This is a genomic window from Bradyrhizobium sp. NBAIM08, assembly GCF_020193935.1.
Lineage (GTDB): Bacteria > Pseudomonadota > Alphaproteobacteria > Rhizobiales > Xanthobacteraceae > Bradyrhizobium > Bradyrhizobium yuanmingense.
Map to the genome: position 1 here is coordinate 816,914 of NZ_JADYVR010000001.1, position 16,914 is coordinate 833,827.

At 58.5% G+C, this 16,914-nt stretch carries 17 protein-coding genes and 1 pseudogene; 7 read left to right on the forward strand and 11 right to left on the reverse strand.

Annotated elements, in window-relative coordinates; all coding sequences use genetic code 11:
• Positions 1–37 precede the first annotated feature (37 nt).
• A pseudogene (locus I6F37_RS03990) lies at positions 38–945 on the reverse strand (LysR family transcriptional regulator).
• A 172-nt stretch (positions 946–1,117) separates the two neighbouring features.
• Here I6F37_RS03990 and I6F37_RS03995 point away from each other — a divergent pair.
• Both I6F37_RS03995 and I6F37_RS04000 read left to right on the forward strand, forming a co-directional pair.
• Positions 1,118–1,864: a pirin family protein gene (locus I6F37_RS03995; protein ID WP_225150330.1), complete on the forward strand. Its 747-nt coding sequence runs from the start codon at positions 1,118–1,120 to the stop codon at positions 1,862–1,864.
• A gap of 217 nt (positions 1,865–2,081) precedes the next feature.
• Positions 2,082–2,381, forward strand: coding sequence for a hypothetical protein (locus tag I6F37_RS04000; RefSeq protein ID WP_225150332.1), 300 nt, complete (start codon positions 2,082–2,084; stop codon positions 2,379–2,381).
• 4 nt (positions 2,382–2,385) lie between these two features.
• On the opposite strand, the gene I6F37_RS04005 is transcribed toward I6F37_RS04000, so the two are convergent.
• The 6 genes from I6F37_RS04005 to I6F37_RS04030 form a co-directional block, all read right to left on the reverse strand.
• The gene (locus I6F37_RS04005; protein ID WP_225150333.1) at positions 2,386–3,276 is read right to left on the reverse strand and encodes a LysR family transcriptional regulator; all 891 of its coding nucleotides are present in this window, start codon (positions 3,274–3,276) and stop codon (positions 2,386–2,388) included.
• Between the two features lie 266 nt (positions 3,277–3,542).
• Complete coding sequence (locus tag I6F37_RS04010) at positions 3,543–4,007, reverse strand: DUF1348 family protein (RefSeq protein ID WP_225150586.1); 465 nt, start codon at positions 4,005–4,007, stop codon at positions 3,543–3,545.
• A gap of 103 nt (positions 4,008–4,110) precedes the next feature.
• Positions 4,111–6,180 (reverse strand): pyridoxamine 5'-phosphate oxidase family protein, encoded by a 2,070-nt coding sequence (locus tag I6F37_RS04015; protein WP_225150335.1) that lies wholly within the window; start codon positions 6,178–6,180, stop codon positions 4,111–4,113.
• 57 nt (positions 6,181–6,237) lie between these two features.
• Entirely contained in the window at positions 6,238–6,855 is a 618-nt protein-coding gene (locus I6F37_RS04020) for a glutathione S-transferase family protein (protein WP_225150337.1), read from the reverse strand.
• Between the two features lie 165 nt (positions 6,856–7,020).
• On the reverse strand, positions 7,021–7,779 hold the full coding sequence (locus I6F37_RS04025) for a cysteine hydrolase (protein ID WP_225150339.1): 759 nt from the start codon (positions 7,777–7,779) through the stop codon (positions 7,021–7,023).
• A 12-nt stretch (positions 7,780–7,791) separates the two neighbouring features.
• Complete coding sequence (locus tag I6F37_RS04030) at positions 7,792–8,622, reverse strand: alpha/beta fold hydrolase (RefSeq protein ID WP_225150341.1); 831 nt, start codon at positions 8,620–8,622, stop codon at positions 7,792–7,794.
• Positions 8,623–8,769: 147 nt separating this feature from the next.
• Here I6F37_RS04030 and I6F37_RS04035 point away from each other — a divergent pair, with 147 nt between their 5' ends.
• Complete coding sequence (locus tag I6F37_RS04035) at positions 8,770–9,747, forward strand: alpha/beta fold hydrolase (protein WP_225150587.1); 978 nt, start codon at positions 8,770–8,772, stop codon at positions 9,745–9,747.
• Between the two features lie 128 nt (positions 9,748–9,875).
• On the opposite strand, the gene I6F37_RS04040 is transcribed toward I6F37_RS04035, so the two are convergent.
• On the reverse strand, positions 9,876–10,574 hold the full coding sequence (locus tag I6F37_RS04040) for a response regulator transcription factor (protein WP_306469084.1): 699 nt from the start codon (positions 10,572–10,574) through the stop codon (positions 9,876–9,878).
• 21 nt (positions 10,575–10,595) lie between these two features.
• Complete coding sequence (locus I6F37_RS04045) at positions 10,596–12,140, reverse strand: sensor histidine kinase (protein WP_225150343.1); 1,545 nt, start codon at positions 12,138–12,140, stop codon at positions 10,596–10,598.
• A 287-nt stretch (positions 12,141–12,427) separates the two neighbouring features.
• On the opposite strand from I6F37_RS04045, the gene I6F37_RS04050 reads away from it, so the two are divergent.
• Together I6F37_RS04050 and I6F37_RS04055 are read left to right on the forward strand one after the other, a co-directional pair.
• A complete protein-coding gene (locus I6F37_RS04050) occupies positions 12,428–13,402 on the forward strand; it encodes a helix-turn-helix domain-containing protein (RefSeq protein ID WP_225150344.1) in 975 nt (324 codons plus the stop codon).
• 254 nt (positions 13,403–13,656) lie between these two features.
• Positions 13,657–14,043: a response regulator gene (locus I6F37_RS04055; RefSeq protein WP_225150345.1), complete on the forward strand. Its 387-nt coding sequence runs from the start codon at positions 13,657–13,659 to the stop codon at positions 14,041–14,043.
• A gap of 62 nt (positions 14,044–14,105) precedes the next feature.
• Here I6F37_RS04055 and I6F37_RS04060 read toward each other — a convergent pair whose 3' ends face one another.
• Positions 14,106–14,600 (reverse strand): nuclear transport factor 2 family protein, encoded by a 495-nt coding sequence (locus I6F37_RS04060; RefSeq protein WP_225150346.1) that lies wholly within the window; start codon positions 14,598–14,600, stop codon positions 14,106–14,108.
• 339 nt (positions 14,601–14,939) lie between these two features.
• Between I6F37_RS04060 and I6F37_RS04065 the strand changes: the two genes are divergently transcribed.
• Positions 14,940–15,317 (forward strand): nuclear transport factor 2 family protein, encoded by a 378-nt coding sequence (locus I6F37_RS04065; RefSeq protein ID WP_225150347.1) that lies wholly within the window; start codon positions 14,940–14,942, stop codon positions 15,315–15,317.
• 554 nt (positions 15,318–15,871) lie between these two features.
• On the forward strand, positions 15,872–16,207 hold the full coding sequence (locus I6F37_RS04070; protein ID WP_225150348.1) for a hypothetical protein: 336 nt from the start codon (positions 15,872–15,874) through the stop codon (positions 16,205–16,207).
• Between the two features lie 188 nt (positions 16,208–16,395).
• Here the strand turns inward: I6F37_RS04070 and I6F37_RS04075 are convergent, their stop codons facing one another.
• A complete protein-coding gene (locus tag I6F37_RS04075) occupies positions 16,396–16,776 on the reverse strand; it encodes an FCD domain-containing protein (RefSeq protein ID WP_225150349.1) in 381 nt (126 codons plus the stop codon).
• Between the last annotated feature and the right edge of the window lie 138 nt (positions 16,777–16,914).

Genomic DNA, 16,914 nt, shown 5'->3' on the forward strand with positions numbered 1-16,914 from the left:
TCGGCGGATATGTTGCATAACAATGTTCGACCGAGATTTAGCTTTTCGAAGCGATGGCATTCAGTCCGACAGGAGGACGATCTGAATCAAATTTTTCCGCGAGCAGTTCGATAAGAACTCTCACCTTTCGAGCGAGATACCGGCCCGGCGGACGGACCACGAAAATCCCAACCGAGGGCACCCCATAGCTCGTCATGATCGGCACGAGACGCCCCGATGCCACGTAGGCTTCCGCTATGACATCGGGCAAGGCGGCAATGCCAATCCGCCGTGCCGTCGCTTCGGCGATAGGATGACGCTGTCAGCCTTGAACCTTCCGTGCGGACGGATCGGAATGATTTTCTTACCGTCACCGAACTTCCAGCTTTCCGTGCCGATCATGACCGCTTGGTGCTGGAGAACCTGCTCGGGCTCTTCTGGCGCGCCGTGCTCGCTGACATAATCGGGATTCGCAAAAAGCCGGACCGAGAACGAGCCGATGCGACGCGCAACCAGGTTGGAGTCCGGCAGGTAGCCGACCCGAATGCCACAATCGAACCCTTCTCCGACTAGATCGGCGTAGCGATCATTATAGTGCGTGTGGACCTGCAGTAATGGATGACGGGCTGCGAGTTCGGCAAGCGCTGACGCGAAATGCGTCGGGCCGAACGAGGACGGCGCGGCGACCCGCAAGAGACCCCGCAGATTGCCGGAGGGGAACATTTCCTCGCGCGCAGTATCGATCTCCGCGCAGACGCGTGCAGCGTGGTCCCGGAACGTTATGCCAGCTTCGGTCAAAGCCGCGCCACGTGTGGTCCGAGCCAGCAGTTGAACGCCGAGGTCGGTCTCCAATCGGAACAGCCGGCGGCTAACGACGGACTTCGCAAGCCCCAGACGGCGCGCGGCAGACGAGACGCCCCCCGAATCGGCGACCACGACGAAAGTTCGCAAATCTTCAAGCTCCATGACGTCGCCCCCTAACGTTCCGATCCTGGCGACGCAGCTTACCTCATCGTATAGCTATCGCACCTCAAATGGCCACGCTATCTCCGGCTCCGGAAGGCTCCGTTCGTCACAATCAAAGCCACAATCGTACCTCGTGGCTCCGAATGGACCAGTCTTGAAAAGGAGAGATGTCATGCAGCCGCTGAAAATCAAACACGGCAGCAAGCGCGGCGATTGGAATGGTGGCTTTGGGGTCGAGATTCTTTACCCCGGCCTGGCTCTGAATGCCGGTGACAGCGGGATCGGCGCCATCGGTCGCATAGACCGGGCACGCGTCTCGGCCGGGCATGTTATAGCGATGCATCCGCATCGTGACGATGAAATCCTGACTTATATGCGGGCCGGGGCGATGCTCCATCGGGACAGCATGCGGAACGAGGAAAGCATTACCAACACTCGCCTGATGATGATGAACGCAGGCCACACATTCCAGCATGAGGAGGAAATGCTTGGCCCCGGAGCAACCGAGGCGCTCCAGATTTTCCTGCGCCCTCGCGCGCCGGATCTGACACCAGAGGTGCAGTTTCACGATTTCGGCGAAGCCCTGAGTCGCGATGCCTGGCGATTGCTCGCAGGCCCCGACGGTGCTCCCTTGCAGGTACGCGCTCAAGCTTGGGTTCAGGATGTTCGTCTGTCCGCAGGAACGAGCCTTGCGCTTCCAAGACCTCAGGCAAGCGGCGCGGTTCGCCTGATCTACACCTTTGGCGGCGTCGTCGGCATCGAAAGTATCGTGCTTCATGCGGGCGAAAGCGCCTATCTTGCCGACGGTCAGGGGACTGTTTCTGCACAGTCCGAGGCCGACGTCGTGCTTTTCACGACGGATCCTGGTGCGGCGGTATTCAAAGGGGGCATGTTCAGCGGTAACGTCTTTGCGTCGTGACCTGAACAGCGCCAGTACCTAAGCCATCGGAATCCGAGAGCTAGCAAAGGGGCCTCGGGTTCCGCTGGAGAGCAGCCGCATTGTTTCGCTCTCTGCATGGATGAAGTGTCAAAATCGGCCGTTCTGCCAAACCCGACCGAGGCGCATATTCGATTGCAGGAACCGGGTCGATGCGGCCCTCGCAGCAGAGCTTCCCAAGCAGACGAGATGGAAAACCATGTCACATCCTGAAAGCGTATCGAATCACCCGATCGGGGCAGGCGGCGTCGCCGTACTCGCAGTGCTCTTCGCGGCCCTGCTGCTCACCGTGGTCCTTGCCATCGTGGGATGGACCTCAGCCGGGGATACACAGATGTCCATTCACGGCTGGATTGCTCTTGGACTCGGAACGATCTTCTCCTTGGCCATCGGATCCGGTCTCATGGCGCTGATGTTCTACAGCAGTCGGAGCGGGTACGACGAGGTTGCTGCCGTCCACATTCAGGAGTCCCGGGGCGGCGAGCTTGAAAAGCCGTGAGGCATCAATTGAGCAAGTGGTTCGCGCGCAGGCGCGGCACGGCGAGGTCGATAAAGGCCCTGACTTTTGCAGGCGCGTGGCGACCTTCCGGATGTAGGATATGAATTGGCAAAGGCGGCTCTTCGTAGTCGTCCAGGACAATTTGCAGTTGGCCTCCGTCCAGGGCCGCCCCGACCTGGTAATGTAAAACTCTCGTCAAACCCCATCCCGAGAGCGCCGCCGAAATTGCAGCTTCGTTGGTATTGCATTGCAGAGTGGGACGCAAAGTGATGCGTTCGTCTCGCGCGAAACGCCATTCGGGTGATGCCCAGGCGCTTGTCGAGGCAACAATTCGATGATCCGCCAGATCCGTCGGCGTAGACGGGATGCCGTGCTTGTCGAAATACGACGGTGCCCCGCAGAGGACGCGCCGAACCTCGCCGACCTTTATTGCGGTGAAGCCGGAATCCGGCAATCTGCCGATGCGGATGGCAATGTCGAGGCCCTCTTCGATGACGTTCACGGGCCGATCTATAAAGAGCGTCTTCGCCGACATATTGGGGTAGACATCGAGATATTCAGTTAGGATCGGGAGTACGTGCATCTGGCCGAAAAGAGTCGAGGCAGTCAGCGCCAGCGTCCCGGACGGTTTGGCATATGCGCCCGCAGCTGCGGCTTCGGCCTCGACGATGTCCGACAGAATGCGGCGACAATCGTCGAAGTAGCGCCCTCCCGCCTCGGTCAGCTTCACCGATCGCGTCGTTCTGACAAAAAGTCGCGCACCGATCACCTCTTCGAGCGCAGCGACGGCACGTGTTACGGCTGGCGCGCTCATATGCATGTAGCGCGCCGCCTCGGCGAAGCTTTCGGTCTCCGCAACTTTCGTGAAGATGCGCATCGCCTGCCAGCGATCCATTTGTCCTCCTGAAGCTTCAACGTTGTAAGGCGGGCGATCTTCGTAAAGAACCACCTGGGCCCATAACCGAGCGAACAACGAAATAAAAGCCCCCCACCACACTTTCTGCCACAAGCGGCGGCAGCTGCACCTGACCGCCGGCCGGGCTTTCGAGCTACGGCCAGGCACCCTGCTCCGCAAATTTCCCAATCGGCTGACAGATGTTCTCGGAAACGCGAAGCCCAAGCTTGATGCGTCCATGCGCCGACATAACTGCCCTCTTTCGGCTAGAAACCGAAATGGCTCAGTCCCGGATGGTCGTCAGGACGACGACCGAGCGGCCAGCGAAATTTCCGATCGGCTTCGGCGATCGGGTGCTCATTAATGCTCGCATGGCGTGCCCGCATCAGCCCGTCGTCAGCAAACTCCCAGTTCTCGTTGCCGTAGGCGCGAAACCATTGACCGCTATCATCGTGATACTCGTAGGCAAATCGCACCGCGATGCGATTTCCCGCAAACGTCCAGAGCTCCTTGATCAATCGATAGTCCAGCTCCTTATTCCATTTGCGGGTAAGAAAAGCCTGAGCTTCCTGGCGGCCGTTGGCGAATTCCGCGCGATTGCGCCAACGGGTGTCGACGGTATAAGCTAGAGCGACCTTGGCGGGATCGCGGCTATTCCAACCGTCCTCAGCCAACCGAACCTTCTCGACGGCGGTCTGTTCGTTGAACGGCGGGATCGGGGGACGAGACATCAAATTCTCCTTCGTGTCGGTCGGTGCAGTAACATTAGAGTTGTCGGTGTAGCCCATACCGTTGGCAGGGCCGTGTCGTTTTCGGCTTCGAAGTCTGCCCCTGTCAAAGATCGAGCTGAATGCGATCTTCTGCGCCTGCCGTTTGGGCTGCAGGCACTGCAGAACAGATCAGCACCTCGCCGTCCGCAATTTTTGCGGTTGGCTCGTTCACATAAGCGACGGCGCCAGCAAGGAGCTTCGTCTTGCACGTGCCGCAAGTGCCGGTGCGGCAGCTGAAGTCGGGTGACAGTCCGCGTGCTTCCGCTAAATCAAGCAGAGTCCCCGATTGAGGTGTCCAGCGTGCTTCCTTTAACGAGCTCATGAAAGCGACGGGGACGGGTTTCAAGGAGGGCGCCTGGCGCGGGGGCGCCGCTCCGCTCACAGCGATCGTTCGCTTCAAAGAGGAGGGGCCAAACGCCTCCGCATGGATCCTGCCGTCCGCGATGTTATATCCCCGCAGTCCGTCGTAGAGCCCTTGCGTGAACTGGGCCGGGCCACACAGGTAGAATTCGTAATCGTTGAACTGCAGATATCGCGTGAGAAGCTCCATGTCGATGCGGCCGGACGCATCATAGTCGACGCCCTGCTGGGCGTCGGCGACACCACTGAGTATCCGAATGAGCTTCACCGCGCCTTGCGCCGCTTCGACGAGCTCAGCCAGTTCGCGGTCGAAGGGGCGGTCCCGCTTCGAGCGCGCGGCGTAAAAGAAAATCGTCGGGCGAACGCGCTGCTTGCGAAGCCCCTCGTAGACGATGTGGCGCAGCATCGCGAGCATCGGCGTAACGCCGACGCCGCCGGCCAGTAGGACCGCAGGGTGCGTGGAGCGCGCATCGATCACGAACGCCCCGGCCGGGGCTCGCGCCTCAATGATGTCTCCGACGCCCACATTTTCGTGAAGATGTTTCGAAACGGTGCCGTCACGCTTGACGCTGATGCGGTACATGCCGTCCGAGGGAGCCACAGATAAGGTATAAGTCCGTAGCACAGGCTTGTCGGCGCCCGGAGTCCGAACCCGGATCGGCAGGTGCTGACCAGCGAGGTGCGGAAGCAACCCTGCGCCATCGTTCGGCTGCAGGTGAAACGAGCGGATCGACTGGCTTTCATCGACGATCCTGGTGACCTTAAAAGGCCGCCAGCGTGTTGCAAGCTCGGCTGCCCGAAGCCGATCGCTTGCCTGAGCCCAGTCTCCCGTCATCAGTGAGCTCGGAGACCAGCCGTCTTTCTGGAACGTCCAGCGCAAGGCAAGGGCACCGCGCCTGCGCACCAGCCTGCGCGCTCGGAATGTCCATAGCCGTTCCGCGCCCTGAAATGCTGCGATCTCGGGCGACTCCAGCACAAGTTCGGCGTCGCCGGTCATCTGCAGCATCTCGCCGGTCTTGAAGTCGACGAAGAGAAGCCCGGCTTTGCCATTCAGCAGGATATTGCCGAGCGTCGCGAAGAAGAGGTTTCCGTCGAAATCGGGGATGGTCAGGCTTCCATCTTCGGCCACGCGGACAAAGCCCGCCTTGCCACCGCGGTGAGAGACGTCAACTTGGCGCCGGTCCTCACGATCGGCATAGGATGCTACGAAGAATGCGTCCGCGGCCTGGATCACTGCACGCGAGGCGGAATCCAGCTCCGTCATGTCCTCGATAGTCCCCCCATACGTCCTGCCGGGCTCGTGGTCGAAGGCAAAATCCCGCAGCTGGATGTAGCGGGGGCAATTCCCAAAACTCTGATCGACCTCGACCCTGAACCTGTCGCCCGCGACGCCGAGAAAGCCGTTCAAGCGATTTCGGCGCCTCGTATGCATCTCAATGCCGAGCAGGCCCACTGGGCTGCCCTCAGTCATTCCCATGCTCGCTGGATCGGTGTCGTCGGGTCGCACGGCGATATCGAGGGCTCTCGGGCCGGGCGACGTCATGAAGCCCGGCCTTCCCTCAAGAAAGGTGGCCCATGCATCTCCTTTTGGATCGACGCTGCCGAGAACGACGAACGGTAGCTGGGCGTAGAACTCTCGATGCTGATCGGGCATGTAGTCTCGGACCACGCGCCTGCCGACTACCGCCATCCTGTCTTCGACACCGACTTTTGCTTGGATGGCCTTTTCGCCCGCGTGCCAGACCTCGGTATCCTTGGAAGGCCGATTGCCCATTTTGCCGCTCCTGCTGCGTCGAAACGGGCGTGCCTTTCGACGCGCCCGCGGCGCGTCCTATGCCGCGGCCGAAAGGCCGACTGGTGTCTCGACGAAGGGAACGAAGCCCTGTAGCGCCTCGATGCGGCGCAGAAAGGCATTCACATTGGGGTAGCCGGACAGATCGACGTTGCCCTCCGGTGCGCGCGCGATATAGCTGTACAGCGCCACATCCGCGATCGTCGGTCGTTTGCCGACGAGCCAGTCGTTGTCGGTTAGGTGGCTTTCGAGCCGCTTCAGCAGAACATGAGCCCGACCGATGACGTCCTCAGCATTGTACTTTGCCCCGAACACCGTGATGAGCCGCGCGGCAGCGGGACCGTAGGCGACTTCGCCGGCCGCGACTGAAAGCCAACGTTGAACTTCCGCGGCTGTCTTCGCATCGTCCGGAAGCCAGTCCTTCCGATCAAACTTCTTGGCGAGGTAGACAAGGATGGCATTCGAATCGGATACGACGATTCCGTCGTCCTCGAGCACAGGCACCTGCCCGAACGGATTGAGTGCAAGAAATTCAGGCTTCTTGTGCGCACCGGACCTCAGATCAACCTCGATCAACTCGAAGGGCTCTCCGAGCAAAGAGACGAACAACCGTGCGCGGTGCGAATGACCAGACAAGGGGTGATAGTAGAGTCTCATGTTGTATCCACATCCATGATAGGGACTGTCTCAGGGTCGGAAAGAACATTGACCGAAAGCTCTATTCAGGAGAACAGTGCGGCTCGACATTTCATTATTGCGGCAGGCGCAATTATCCGCCGGCACCTGTGATCAGGGCAACGATTGGGCCGCGAGTATGCGGTCCTACCGAGCTTCTCGTTGTGGGCCCTTCTTTTCGCGAATCATCGCCAGGACCCCGTCGGTTTTGATCAGCGCGTTTGCTAACCACCTGAAATTCACCAACGCGGCTGCATACCCATCGCCCTCCGGAATATTGCTGCCGGCAGTCGCATCGCGCACGACGGCGACCTCGAACCCGTGCTCGACGAAATCACGCAGGTGCGATTCGACACAGAAGTTTGCAGCCATGCCCGCAAGAATGACTTGATCCACCTTGAGTTTGCGCAACTGAAAGATCGCATCGTTAGTCTGCGGACCCGCAATCTTGTGAGGCGAGCAGAGAACGGTCCGCCCGTCCTCTATGAGGTCCTTCAGTTCGGGGAGCCAATCCGCGCCAGAACAAGCGAAGCCATCGATGGTCAACGGGCCCGGGCGATGGAACATCCGCAGCTTGTGCATAAGCGCTTCGCCGGGTGCGGCAAAGCGCCAGCGATGATCGTGGGGATAGTAGTAGTGGGGAGATATTACGATCGGGATGCCCGCTTCCTTTGCCGCGATGAAAAGCCGCCGCAAGTTAGCTACCGTATCCAGTTCTGTGATACTATCCTTGAAAACTTCCCAAGCTGCCCCCTTGGAGCTCAGGAAGTCGATCTGCGGATCTGTAACCACAAGGGCCACGCGCGCGAGATCCAGATCAAACGGTACGGAGGGTAAGGCCGGGTTTGACGGATCGGCGTGACCGCCACTATAAGATTTGTGTCGCCCGCTCCTATTATCGGTCATGATCGGCCCACCTCACTTCCGAACGAATGCGAGTATGTCCGCATTCAATACGTCAGCGTGGGTCGTCAACATTCCGTGAGGATAGCCCCCGTAAACCTTCAACTCTCCTTCCTTCAGGAGTTTGACTGCTCGCTTGGCGGAGTTCTCAATCGGGACAACCTGATCATCGTCTCCATGCATGACCAGCACTGGTTGTTCGATCCTCAACAGATCTTCGGTAAAATCCGTTTCCGACCACACAGCGATGCAATCATAGTGTGCCTTGGTCGCCCCCATCATCGCCTGACGCCACCAATTCCAGGCCGTTGCGTCACTGATTTTTGCCGACGGGCGGTTGAACCCGTAGAACGGTCCTCGCGCGATATCAAAATATAACTCTGCGCGACTTGCGATGAACGCTCGGCGGAGCCCATCGAATACGTCAATCGGTAAGCCGTCAGGATTGTTCTCTTTCTTGATCATCACCGGCGGTACGGCCCCGACCAACACGGCCTTTTTGACGCGGCCGGGCTTCGCCCTCGCGACATATCGCGTCGCCTCGCCGCCGCCGGTCGAGTGACCGATATGCACGGCTCCCTTCAGATCGAGATGATCCGTAACTGCAGCAACGTCTGCTGCATAGGTGTCCATATCCGTTCCAACGTCGGTTTGCGACGAACGCCCATGGCCGCGGCGGTCGTGCGCGATCACCCGGTAACCCTTGTCCAGGAAAAACAGCATCTGGGGATCCCACTCGTCAGAACTTAGCGGCCATCCATGATGAAAGAATATTGGGGCGGCGTCCTTTGGACCCCAGTCCTTGTAAAAGATAGCAGTGCCGTCGCTCGTGTTCACTGTATTCATTGATGGTCTCCTGTTCTCGCCGCAAGCACTGGATGCGACTATGGGGCAGGATGCGCCAAGCTCCCAATCATACCTAGGCATGCTTGCGACAGCGCCAGGACTCCCGTGTTCTTTGGCGAGGGATATCACCCTGCGAAAGGAACAATGATGAAAACACTTCTGCTCTTGCTACAACTGGCGGCCATGGCGTTGGTAACGTCAGTCGATATCAATCCGGTTGTCGCTAAGGAATCCCCCGCTGCGACCGCCACACCGATCACAGTCTACTATCGCTCTAAGACGATCGACGGCATCAACATGTTTTACCGCGAGGCTGGCCCTTCGAATGCCCCTGTTGTGCTTCTATTGCACGGCTTCCCAACCTCGTCGCACATGTTCCGCAACCTAATTCCTCTACTCGCCGACCGTTACCGCGTGATTGCGCCGGACTACCCCGGCTTCGGCGAGAGCGACGCTCCCGATCACAAGAAGTTCGAATACACATTCGGTCACTTCGCGGACATGGTGAACACGCTGTTGGAGCAACTCGGCGCCCCAACTTACACTATGTACGTCATGGATTATGGCGCACCTGTCGGCTACCGACTTGCCCTCAAGCATCCAGAGCGGGTGAGCGCCCTCATCGTTCAGAATGGCAATGCCTATGAGGAAGGCTTGCGCGAATTCTGGAACCCGATAAAAGCCTACTGGGCAGACAATTCGGAAAAGAACAGGGAGGCACTCGCCGGACTTGTCAAATTAGAGACGACAAAATTCCAGTACACCGATGGGGTCAAGGATCTGGCGCGCATCAGTCCTGATAATTGGGTTCAGGACCAGGCGAAACTCGATCGGCCTGGCAACAAGGACATCCAACTGGATTTATTCCTGGACTACGGCACCAACGTGCCTCTCTACCCGAAATTCCAGGCATTCTTCCGCGATCGCGCCCCTCCGACTTTGATTGTCTGGGGCAAGAACGACAAGATCTTCCCGGAGCAAGGTGCGCACCCTTATCTTCGTGATCTCCCCAAAGCAGAGCTGCACATCCTGGAGACCGGCCATTTCGCGTTGGAGGACAAACTGGACCTGATAGCGCCGCTGATTCACAATTTCCTCGACCGCACTGTCGCGAGGCATCGATGAGGCATTAGCTCGGCCGCGCAATTTCCTTGGGCGCAACTGCTGCGCCCAAGGTCCTGCATCCCGTATTCGCAGTTCCTCAGCCCGCTCACATGGGCACGGCGCCACGGTGCGACCAGCCTGCCGCGGCTCTACTTAGACTGGGAATGATTCCTGAGCACTTCCGTCATCCTCACAAGAGCGGCAAACGTCCTGGCCCCCATTTTTCTCATCACGTTGCCCCGGTGAATCTTGACCGTGACTTCGCTGATCGAGAGTTTGAACGCGATTTGCTTGTTCATCTGGCCCTCTACGACGTTGGTTAGAACCTCCCGCTCGCGCGACGACAAGCTATCGAAACGCTCCCGCAAACCAGCCATTTCATCATGCTTCATCCGGGTATCTGCGTCCCGCAAGAGTGCTGCGGCGACGGCTGCCAAGATGGCGCTGTCCTCGAAGGGCTTAGGTAGGAAGTCAATCGCACCCGCCTTCATGCCTCGCACCGACATTGGAATGTCGCCCTGACCGCTCATCAGGATAACAGGCATATGGATGCCGGATTTCGACAGCTGGGCCTGAAAATCAAGCCCGTTTAAGTGCGGCAGTTGGATGTCAAGCACGAGGCACCCGGGCGACGTCGCTTTGCCTGACGCCATGAAAGCATTCGCATCGCCAAATTGACGAACCTCGTGCCCGGCCGATCGAAACAATTCGCTCAGAGCGATTCGAAAGCCGACATCGTCCTCGACAATGTTTATCGTCGGCAGTTCCGATGGCCGTCGAGCGGCTGCTGCGGCTGTCGCGCTCCTTCTCGGATCAACCTGGGATCGGCTTAAGTTCATGGCGGCCATTCTTGTGTAGATTGAGAGGGGTCAAATTCCAGTCCCCAGCACGTAACGGTCGGCGACTATGCTTGCCTCCGAATAGGCTGAGGTTTGTGCAACAGTGTCCGTGCTAAGCTGACTACCAGCCTTTGATGTTGACTGCACTTCTCGTTCCATGCTCCCGACGCACAGAGGCAACCTGCACTCAAAGATCGCGCCGCCGCCCTGCCGATTACGTGCCTTCAATGTGCCGCCATGGGCTTCGACGGCTGATCGGCTGATCGAAAGCCCCATGCCCGTGCCATTTTCTTTTGTGGTGTAAAAAGCATCGAAGATGCGCTCTAGAGCATCATCGTCTATACCCCTTCCGGAGTCACAAACGCTGATAACCACCTGTTCATGTTCGAGCATCAATCCGATCACCAGTTCCCGCGTTCCGAAATGGGCCGCAACCGCATGCAGTGCATTTGAAATGAGATTCATCAGAGCCTGCTGGATAGCTACTCGATCTCCGAGTATCCATGCTTCGCTCGTTGGGATTTGCAAATGCAACTCGACCTCTGCCTGTTCTATGTCGTGGCGACTGAACTCCAAGACTTCCCTGATCAACGCCGCGATATCAAGCGCCTCGTGCCGGTTGCGACGTTTCATAACCAAGTCCCGCGTTTCGCGGACGATCTGGGCCGCACGATTACCGTCGCGGACTACTCTTTCGGCCGCGGAGAGAGCCGCTCCTATCTCCGGTGATCCTCGCCGCAGATATCGCAGACAGGTCTGGGCGTTCAGAAGGATCGCGCCGATCGGCTGATTGAGCTCATGTGCAATTGAGGCAGAGACAGCACCTACCGCCGCTACCCGCGTCGCGCGAGCCAATTCCGTGCGCGCGGCAATCAGCGCATTGTTCGCCTCCTCCCGTTCGCGGACATCGATTAACGTACCAATGACACAGCCGGAGCGTGCTGCCCGCAGGTCAATCGATACACCGAAAACGTCGTTGGGCGTGGCGTCGAGCCGCGCCTCGCGTGCCCCGGCGCCATAGTGATCACTGCCGTCCATTATCGCCTGTAAGACCTGTAGGAGCCGATCATCGTCGATTTTCATCGAGGCGAGGTTTGCGGGTATCTCATCCACACCCGGCGTCATGCCCAGATGGGCGAACATCGCGTCGTTCATCGCCACAAAGCAGATGTGCTTCTTTTGCCGCGCCAGGAATCCGGGCGTTGTGCGACTATGCTCTGATATGTCGACGATGCCGTGGGCTTTCAGGCCGTCCAGTTCTGCCAGCGTGCGGGAAAAGTTGAGCTCCCAAAGGGCAAGTCCGCTGCGTCTCAAAACCGTCTGCGACCGAAAGTGGAGAGCCTGCCGCTCCCTGGAGTTCTTTGCAAGTAGGACGGTGGCGACGCAGATGGCGACCACGTCTCCTAGCAAACGAGCAATCTTCGGCCCGCTGGGTGGGTTATCTTGGACGATGCTGAAGGCAATAATGCCAGAAATCGCGATTGCGCCGAGAACAGCGACTTCGTGATCGTCTGCTTTCCGCGCAACGACCATTAGAGCAATTAGGCCTACGGTCACGCTCGGAACCAGGGTCATCTGTGCGCTAGCGAGGAGTAAAGAGGCCACGATCGTCGCTCGGACGACAAACGACTTGGATCGAGGCAATTGGGCCCACAGCAAGCGCAAAAAGTTGCCTCTCCCTGACCATTTGCGCGAGAATCGGGGGGAGAAAGGGGGCTTCGTCAGCGGGGCTACGTTTATCCCATCCGAAACACTTGACATGTCCAGGCTCGCGGCACCACAAAGTTGAACCTTGACTATGGACCGAAATGCGCCTCCGCCGCTTGGCTGGGTCGGAAGGCGATTGGTCTGGGACAGAAGTAATGGATTCAGCCGACGACAGCCGCCAACGGAGTTGGACGACCAACCAAATCAGGCCCACCGAGCGCTTCGACTACTATCGCGAAGTGATCTGTCAAGCCTTCATGAAAATGACCCCGGAGCCTCCTGCGGAGCCGGGCTTCTCGGCGAATGGCCAAAGTATCGCTCTCGGCCCCGGTGCGCTAAATAGGGTAGCTGTCTTTTCTCCTCACAGGAATGAACGCACGCTTGCCGATGTTAAGGCGGCGGAGAGGCGCGGCTTCTACCTGAATTACAGGCTCGCCGGGCGGAGCCAGGTCCAGCAGGCTGGCCTGGACATGGGGGTCTCCCCAGGACAGGCCTGCATTATCGACACCGATCGTCCCTTTTCGACGGTGCCCCACGCCGCACCATTGACAAGTGTCGCCTCCTTCTGGATGCCAGCAGAGTCACTGTGCGAGCGGCTCGGACCATCATTCGACATCAAACCAGCACGACTTTCGGACGACCCATACGTTGGTCCGCTGATTACCGAGACGGCGCGCACATTGAATGCGAATGCTCTTCGGATGCCATCGGACGAGGCTGAACGATTGTTCGGGGTGCTGCTTGACTTGGTCGCCCTCGGTGTCTCCCGAACGAGCCGCTCTGGCGTAAGCGAGTCATCATCGGTGGCCGACGCAACGACTCTCGCCGTTAAACGCGCGATCGAAGTACGGCTCGACCAGCCGGGCCTAAAGGTGGCCGACCTCGCAGCTGCAGTAGGCGTCAGCGAACGCTACGTGCATATGCTTTTGGCGCGATCCGGTACGACCTTTCGCGAATACATTATGCAGCGGCGCCTGGATGGCGTGGCTGCGAACCTGCGAGATCCCGCATTCGCGAGTCGCGATATCGGCGTCGTTGCATTTTCGTGGGGATTTGCTGATCTGTCCCATTTCTCGCGCAGCTTCAAGAAGCGATTTGGAATGCGGCCGCGCGATTGGCGTGCCCTGTAATGCGTAAGTAGCCTTAAGCTTTGATTCACTTGGCCTGGGGGGCGCAAGAGAGTTCGCTTGCGAACCCAACCCCATCGGCAGTTTAACCTTGCGATCGAACTTTCCGCATTTCTCTCACGAGCAGCGATCGATACGCACTGCATAGGATGGAAGCAGTTTCTGACCTAGCCACACTTATGTATGGGTGAATTCTGGTCACGCCCCTTTATGTCGTAGAGGACGGATCCGAACACCAACCCAGCGAGGCGCGGATCGTGGGTCAACCCGCAAAAATAGCCGTTATAGATGACGATCAGGGGTTCCGCGAAGCTCTGGAAGGCCTGATCGCGTCGCTTGGATACTCCGCGGTTACATTTGGGTCTGCACAGTCTTTCCTGGACTGGTCCGAGCGCAGGAGTGTAGTCTGTATCGTTCTCGACGTGCGCATGCCGACGATCGACGGTCTGGAGCTGCAGGCCAAACTGAACGCCGAACCGCCAACTCCCCCGATCATTTTCGTGACGTCCTATGTCGACGAACGCTTGCGACGCAAGGCTCTTCACGCAGGTGCTGACGGCTTCTTTGGTAAGCCGGTCGACCATACGGCGTTGATCGATTGCATCCGTTCCGCGCTATTGAAGGCTAACGGCTCCGAAACGTAGGAATGTCTGTTCGACAGCGGCGAACGATATCGACGATGCCGACCTTAAGTCCGATCATGGTCTCACGTTGGCGTGAATTTGATCCCGCCGTCGGTGACGACGTCTCCTTGAAACGGGGAAGTGTCCAGAAAGCGGTACTCGTAGTAACGTCGCTCGAATCGCCAGCCGTCGATATTACGTACGTACTGGTCATGGTACACTGCGAGATTGTCATAGTAGTCATTTTGTCCTTTGCCACGCTCCCTCTCGGTAAAGCGACCCACTGCGGTGTTCTCGCCGGTGAGCGTTAGAACACCGGAATGGGTGAGCTGCACGAACAATACCTTGGGATTGAACAACTCTTCGAGCATACTGACAATGGCCTCCACTCCTCTAGCCTTTTTCGAGAACGGCGCCCCAATTTCCCACGTCGCCTCATCACTCCAGAGTTGCCGGAACGCATTGGCATCTCGCTCGTTGACTGCATCCGTGAAGCGAGCCACGAGACTCCGGATCGAGAGTTCGTCTTCCAGTGCACGCAGACGTTGCTCTAGATCCCACACATCGGACTTGCTCATCCAGCATTTCCCTAACACGGCTCACCAAAGCCAACCACCTGGCGACATAAGGCATCGAATGCAACGCGCGGAGCGCCGCCGTCAGATGAATACACCCGTACTCCTCGAAGGCGTCGATCAGCGAAGCAGTCAAAATCAATATCTCCACCAGGATGCTCGCCAATCATACCTGCAGATACTTGCCAACACGGCACCGAACCGTTTCGGTGGAGCAAACAAGACGAAGTTCGAGACCAACGTGAGGTCATGGCAGCGGCACACTCGAGTGCCAAAGCCGTCGCGTTAGGAAAGTACGGGAACGATGATCCGGCGAGCTTCGGCGCAGTTGGCGAAGGATCTATGGCAACGATCGATTACAATGGTATTATGGGGGATAACCTAATTCGTGTCTTCAGCGAACGTGATCCGGCAAAGCGAATGATAGCTATTCGTGAGCTCTATTCGGACGATGCGGTACTTTACGAGCCGGAAGGTCACGCAAAGGGAGGACCCTCCATTTGCGAGGCCGTCACCAGCTTGCTTGCAAGCCTGCCCAGAGAATTTGTTTTCACGCAAATTGGACCTGCGCAGGGGCATCATGGAGTTGCTCGACTGCGGTGGCGCGTTGGCCCGCTTGGTGGACCGACTGCAGCGTCCGGAACCGACGTCGCTCAATTCGAAGCCAACCGCATCCAATCGCTTCATGTATTCCTAGATCCGGTACCATCGAAGGATTAGAGTCGATCCGCAGAGCCTGCCGCAAAGGCGAGGGTCCGTTCTGAATCTCGTGGCGCTCGAGGCAGCAAATTGGACCTTCGTCAGCGAGGATTCAACAGAATGACAATCCCTCCGAAGTCGATTTAGCTCTTGGGGGACATCGAGCATTTCTTCAAGAAGCACCTTCCCGGAGCCGCTTTGAGATTATGCTGCATACCTTGCCGTCTGGTCGCAAGGGTCCGATCAGGTAGCTCCGTTCGATTGTCGGACCTGTCGGCGAACTTGGTCGATCTCGATCGTGCGCGTCGATCAACGCGATCTCCTCAGGCTCTTCCGCGGTGACCTCTATGTACTGACCTTGTCGAGCTCGTAGCCTTGAGGATGTCCTCGTTCGGCACCTCGTCGCCGTTTCGGGGTATCTTGAGGTACTTGATGCGATGCCGGTCTGCCGGTTGAGCTGATTAAACGAGATCTTCTCGGTCTCTGAAGTCGACGGGTAGAGAGCGACGGGACAGGTCACGACTTGGAAGCCTTTGCCATGAGGTCGCGATCGCGGTAAGCCAGACAACGTGAGATTGCTCTCGCTGTTCATCACCGAGCTCATCGCGGCAGACAACACCCAGGTCTTGCTGTCAAATGAGGCAGTCTGGGGCCAAGCGATCCTGAACCAAAGCGCCTGCCCTGCGGCGGTCGACCTCAAGATCGCCTTTCCGGTGATGGCGGGCGCTCCGGCGGACACGATCGCCGAGACCGTGCCGCAGGAGCTGCGGAGCGATGCCAGACGGGATCGGCGGGCTCAGCCGGCCGCGCACGTCTCGCAGTGGCCAGTCATCAATGAGTACAACCCTTCCGGGCTGCGACTCGTTGATCGAACAAACAATTCGCCAGCAAGCGATACCATTCTGCTATGACAAGGAGCCTGAAGAAAGCTTCTCGCTTTCTGTCTAAGTTACCGTAGGGCGCATCAATCCCAATATTAGCTCTCTTAAGCAATCAACCCGCGGTCCTCTAGTACAGTGTCCAGCGAGATTGGATGCCTATCGACAAATGACAAGTGGTCCTGCGGACGCTCACAGTTGAGGTGCCGGCGACCCAAGTGTCACGATAGACCTGCCACGAGTGGACGTTGCAGATGTTTTGCCATCAGGTCCGCTGCCTCAGCATAGCGCCGCGCTTCCAGAACGTCGAGGAGGCGCAGATGCTCGCGCACGTGCCGCCTCATGCCGTCACGATCGGCGAAGCTGCGATAGGCGAACAAACGCCTGATCGAGTTCACGCGCTTGAGTGCTTCGAGGAAGAATGGATTGCCTGCTCCGCGGATGATCTCCTCGTGGAATTCGCAGCCGGAGTGAAAGATCTCGCCAATCGTCATCTTCTCGATTTCGCCGTCGAAGACCCGCTGTTGGCGCTCACGCAGGCGTGTGATCACCTCCTGGGGCAGCGCAAAGCCGGGCTGTGCGATCGCCGCCGGCTCGATCACTGCGCGAAACGCCTTGGCCTGCGCCTGCGCTTCGGGGCTCGAGACCGTCTCCGCGAAACGCCAGCCATAGGCCGTATAAACCTGCTCGCCGCGCCTGACGGCCGCGAGCGCCGGATGGGCGGCGCTCGGCGAGCGGGA

Coding starts and splice junctions, on each gene's coding strand:
- I6F37_RS03995 (WP_225150330.1), top strand. CDS start 1,118: ATGCAGCCGCTGAAAATCAAACACGGCAGCAAGCGCGGCGATTGGAAT.
- I6F37_RS04000 (WP_225150332.1), top strand. CDS start 2,082: ATGTCACATCCTGAAAGCGTATCGAATCACCCGATCGGGGCAGGCGGC.
- I6F37_RS04005 (WP_225150333.1), bottom strand. CDS start 3,276: ATGGATCGCTGGCAGGCGATGCGCATCTTCACGAAAGTTGCGGAGACC.
- I6F37_RS04010 (WP_225150586.1), bottom strand. CDS start 4,007: ATGTCTCGTCCCCCGATCCCGCCGTTCAACGAACAGACCGCCGTCGAG.
- I6F37_RS04015 (WP_225150335.1), bottom strand. CDS start 6,180: ATGGGCAATCGGCCTTCCAAGGATACCGAGGTCTGGCACGCGGGCGAA.
- I6F37_RS04020 (WP_225150337.1), bottom strand. CDS start 6,855: ATGAGACTCTACTATCACCCCTTGTCTGGTCATTCGCACCGCGCACGG.
- I6F37_RS04025 (WP_225150339.1), bottom strand. CDS start 7,779: ATGACCGATAATAGGAGCGGGCGACACAAATCTTATAGTGGCGGTCAC.
- I6F37_RS04030 (WP_225150341.1), bottom strand. CDS start 8,622: ATGAATACAGTGAACACGAGCGACGGCACTGCTATCTTTTACAAGGAC.
- I6F37_RS04035 (WP_225150587.1), top strand. CDS start 8,770: ATGAAAACACTTCTGCTCTTGCTACAACTGGCGGCCATGGCGTTGGTA.
- I6F37_RS04040 (WP_306469084.1), bottom strand. CDS start 10,574: ATGGCCGCCATGAACTTAAGCCGATCCCAGGTTGATCCGAGAAGGAGC.
- I6F37_RS04045 (WP_225150343.1), bottom strand. CDS start 12,140: ATGACCCTGGTTCCGAGCGTGACCGTAGGCCTAATTGCTCTAATGGTC.
- I6F37_RS04050 (WP_225150344.1), top strand. CDS start 12,428: ATGGATTCAGCCGACGACAGCCGCCAACGGAGTTGGACGACCAACCAA.
- I6F37_RS04060 (WP_225150346.1), bottom strand. CDS start 14,600: ATGAGCAAGTCCGATGTGTGGGATCTAGAGCAACGTCTGCGTGCACTG.
- I6F37_RS04065 (WP_225150347.1), top strand. CDS start 14,940: ATGGCAACGATCGATTACAATGGTATTATGGGGGATAACCTAATTCGT.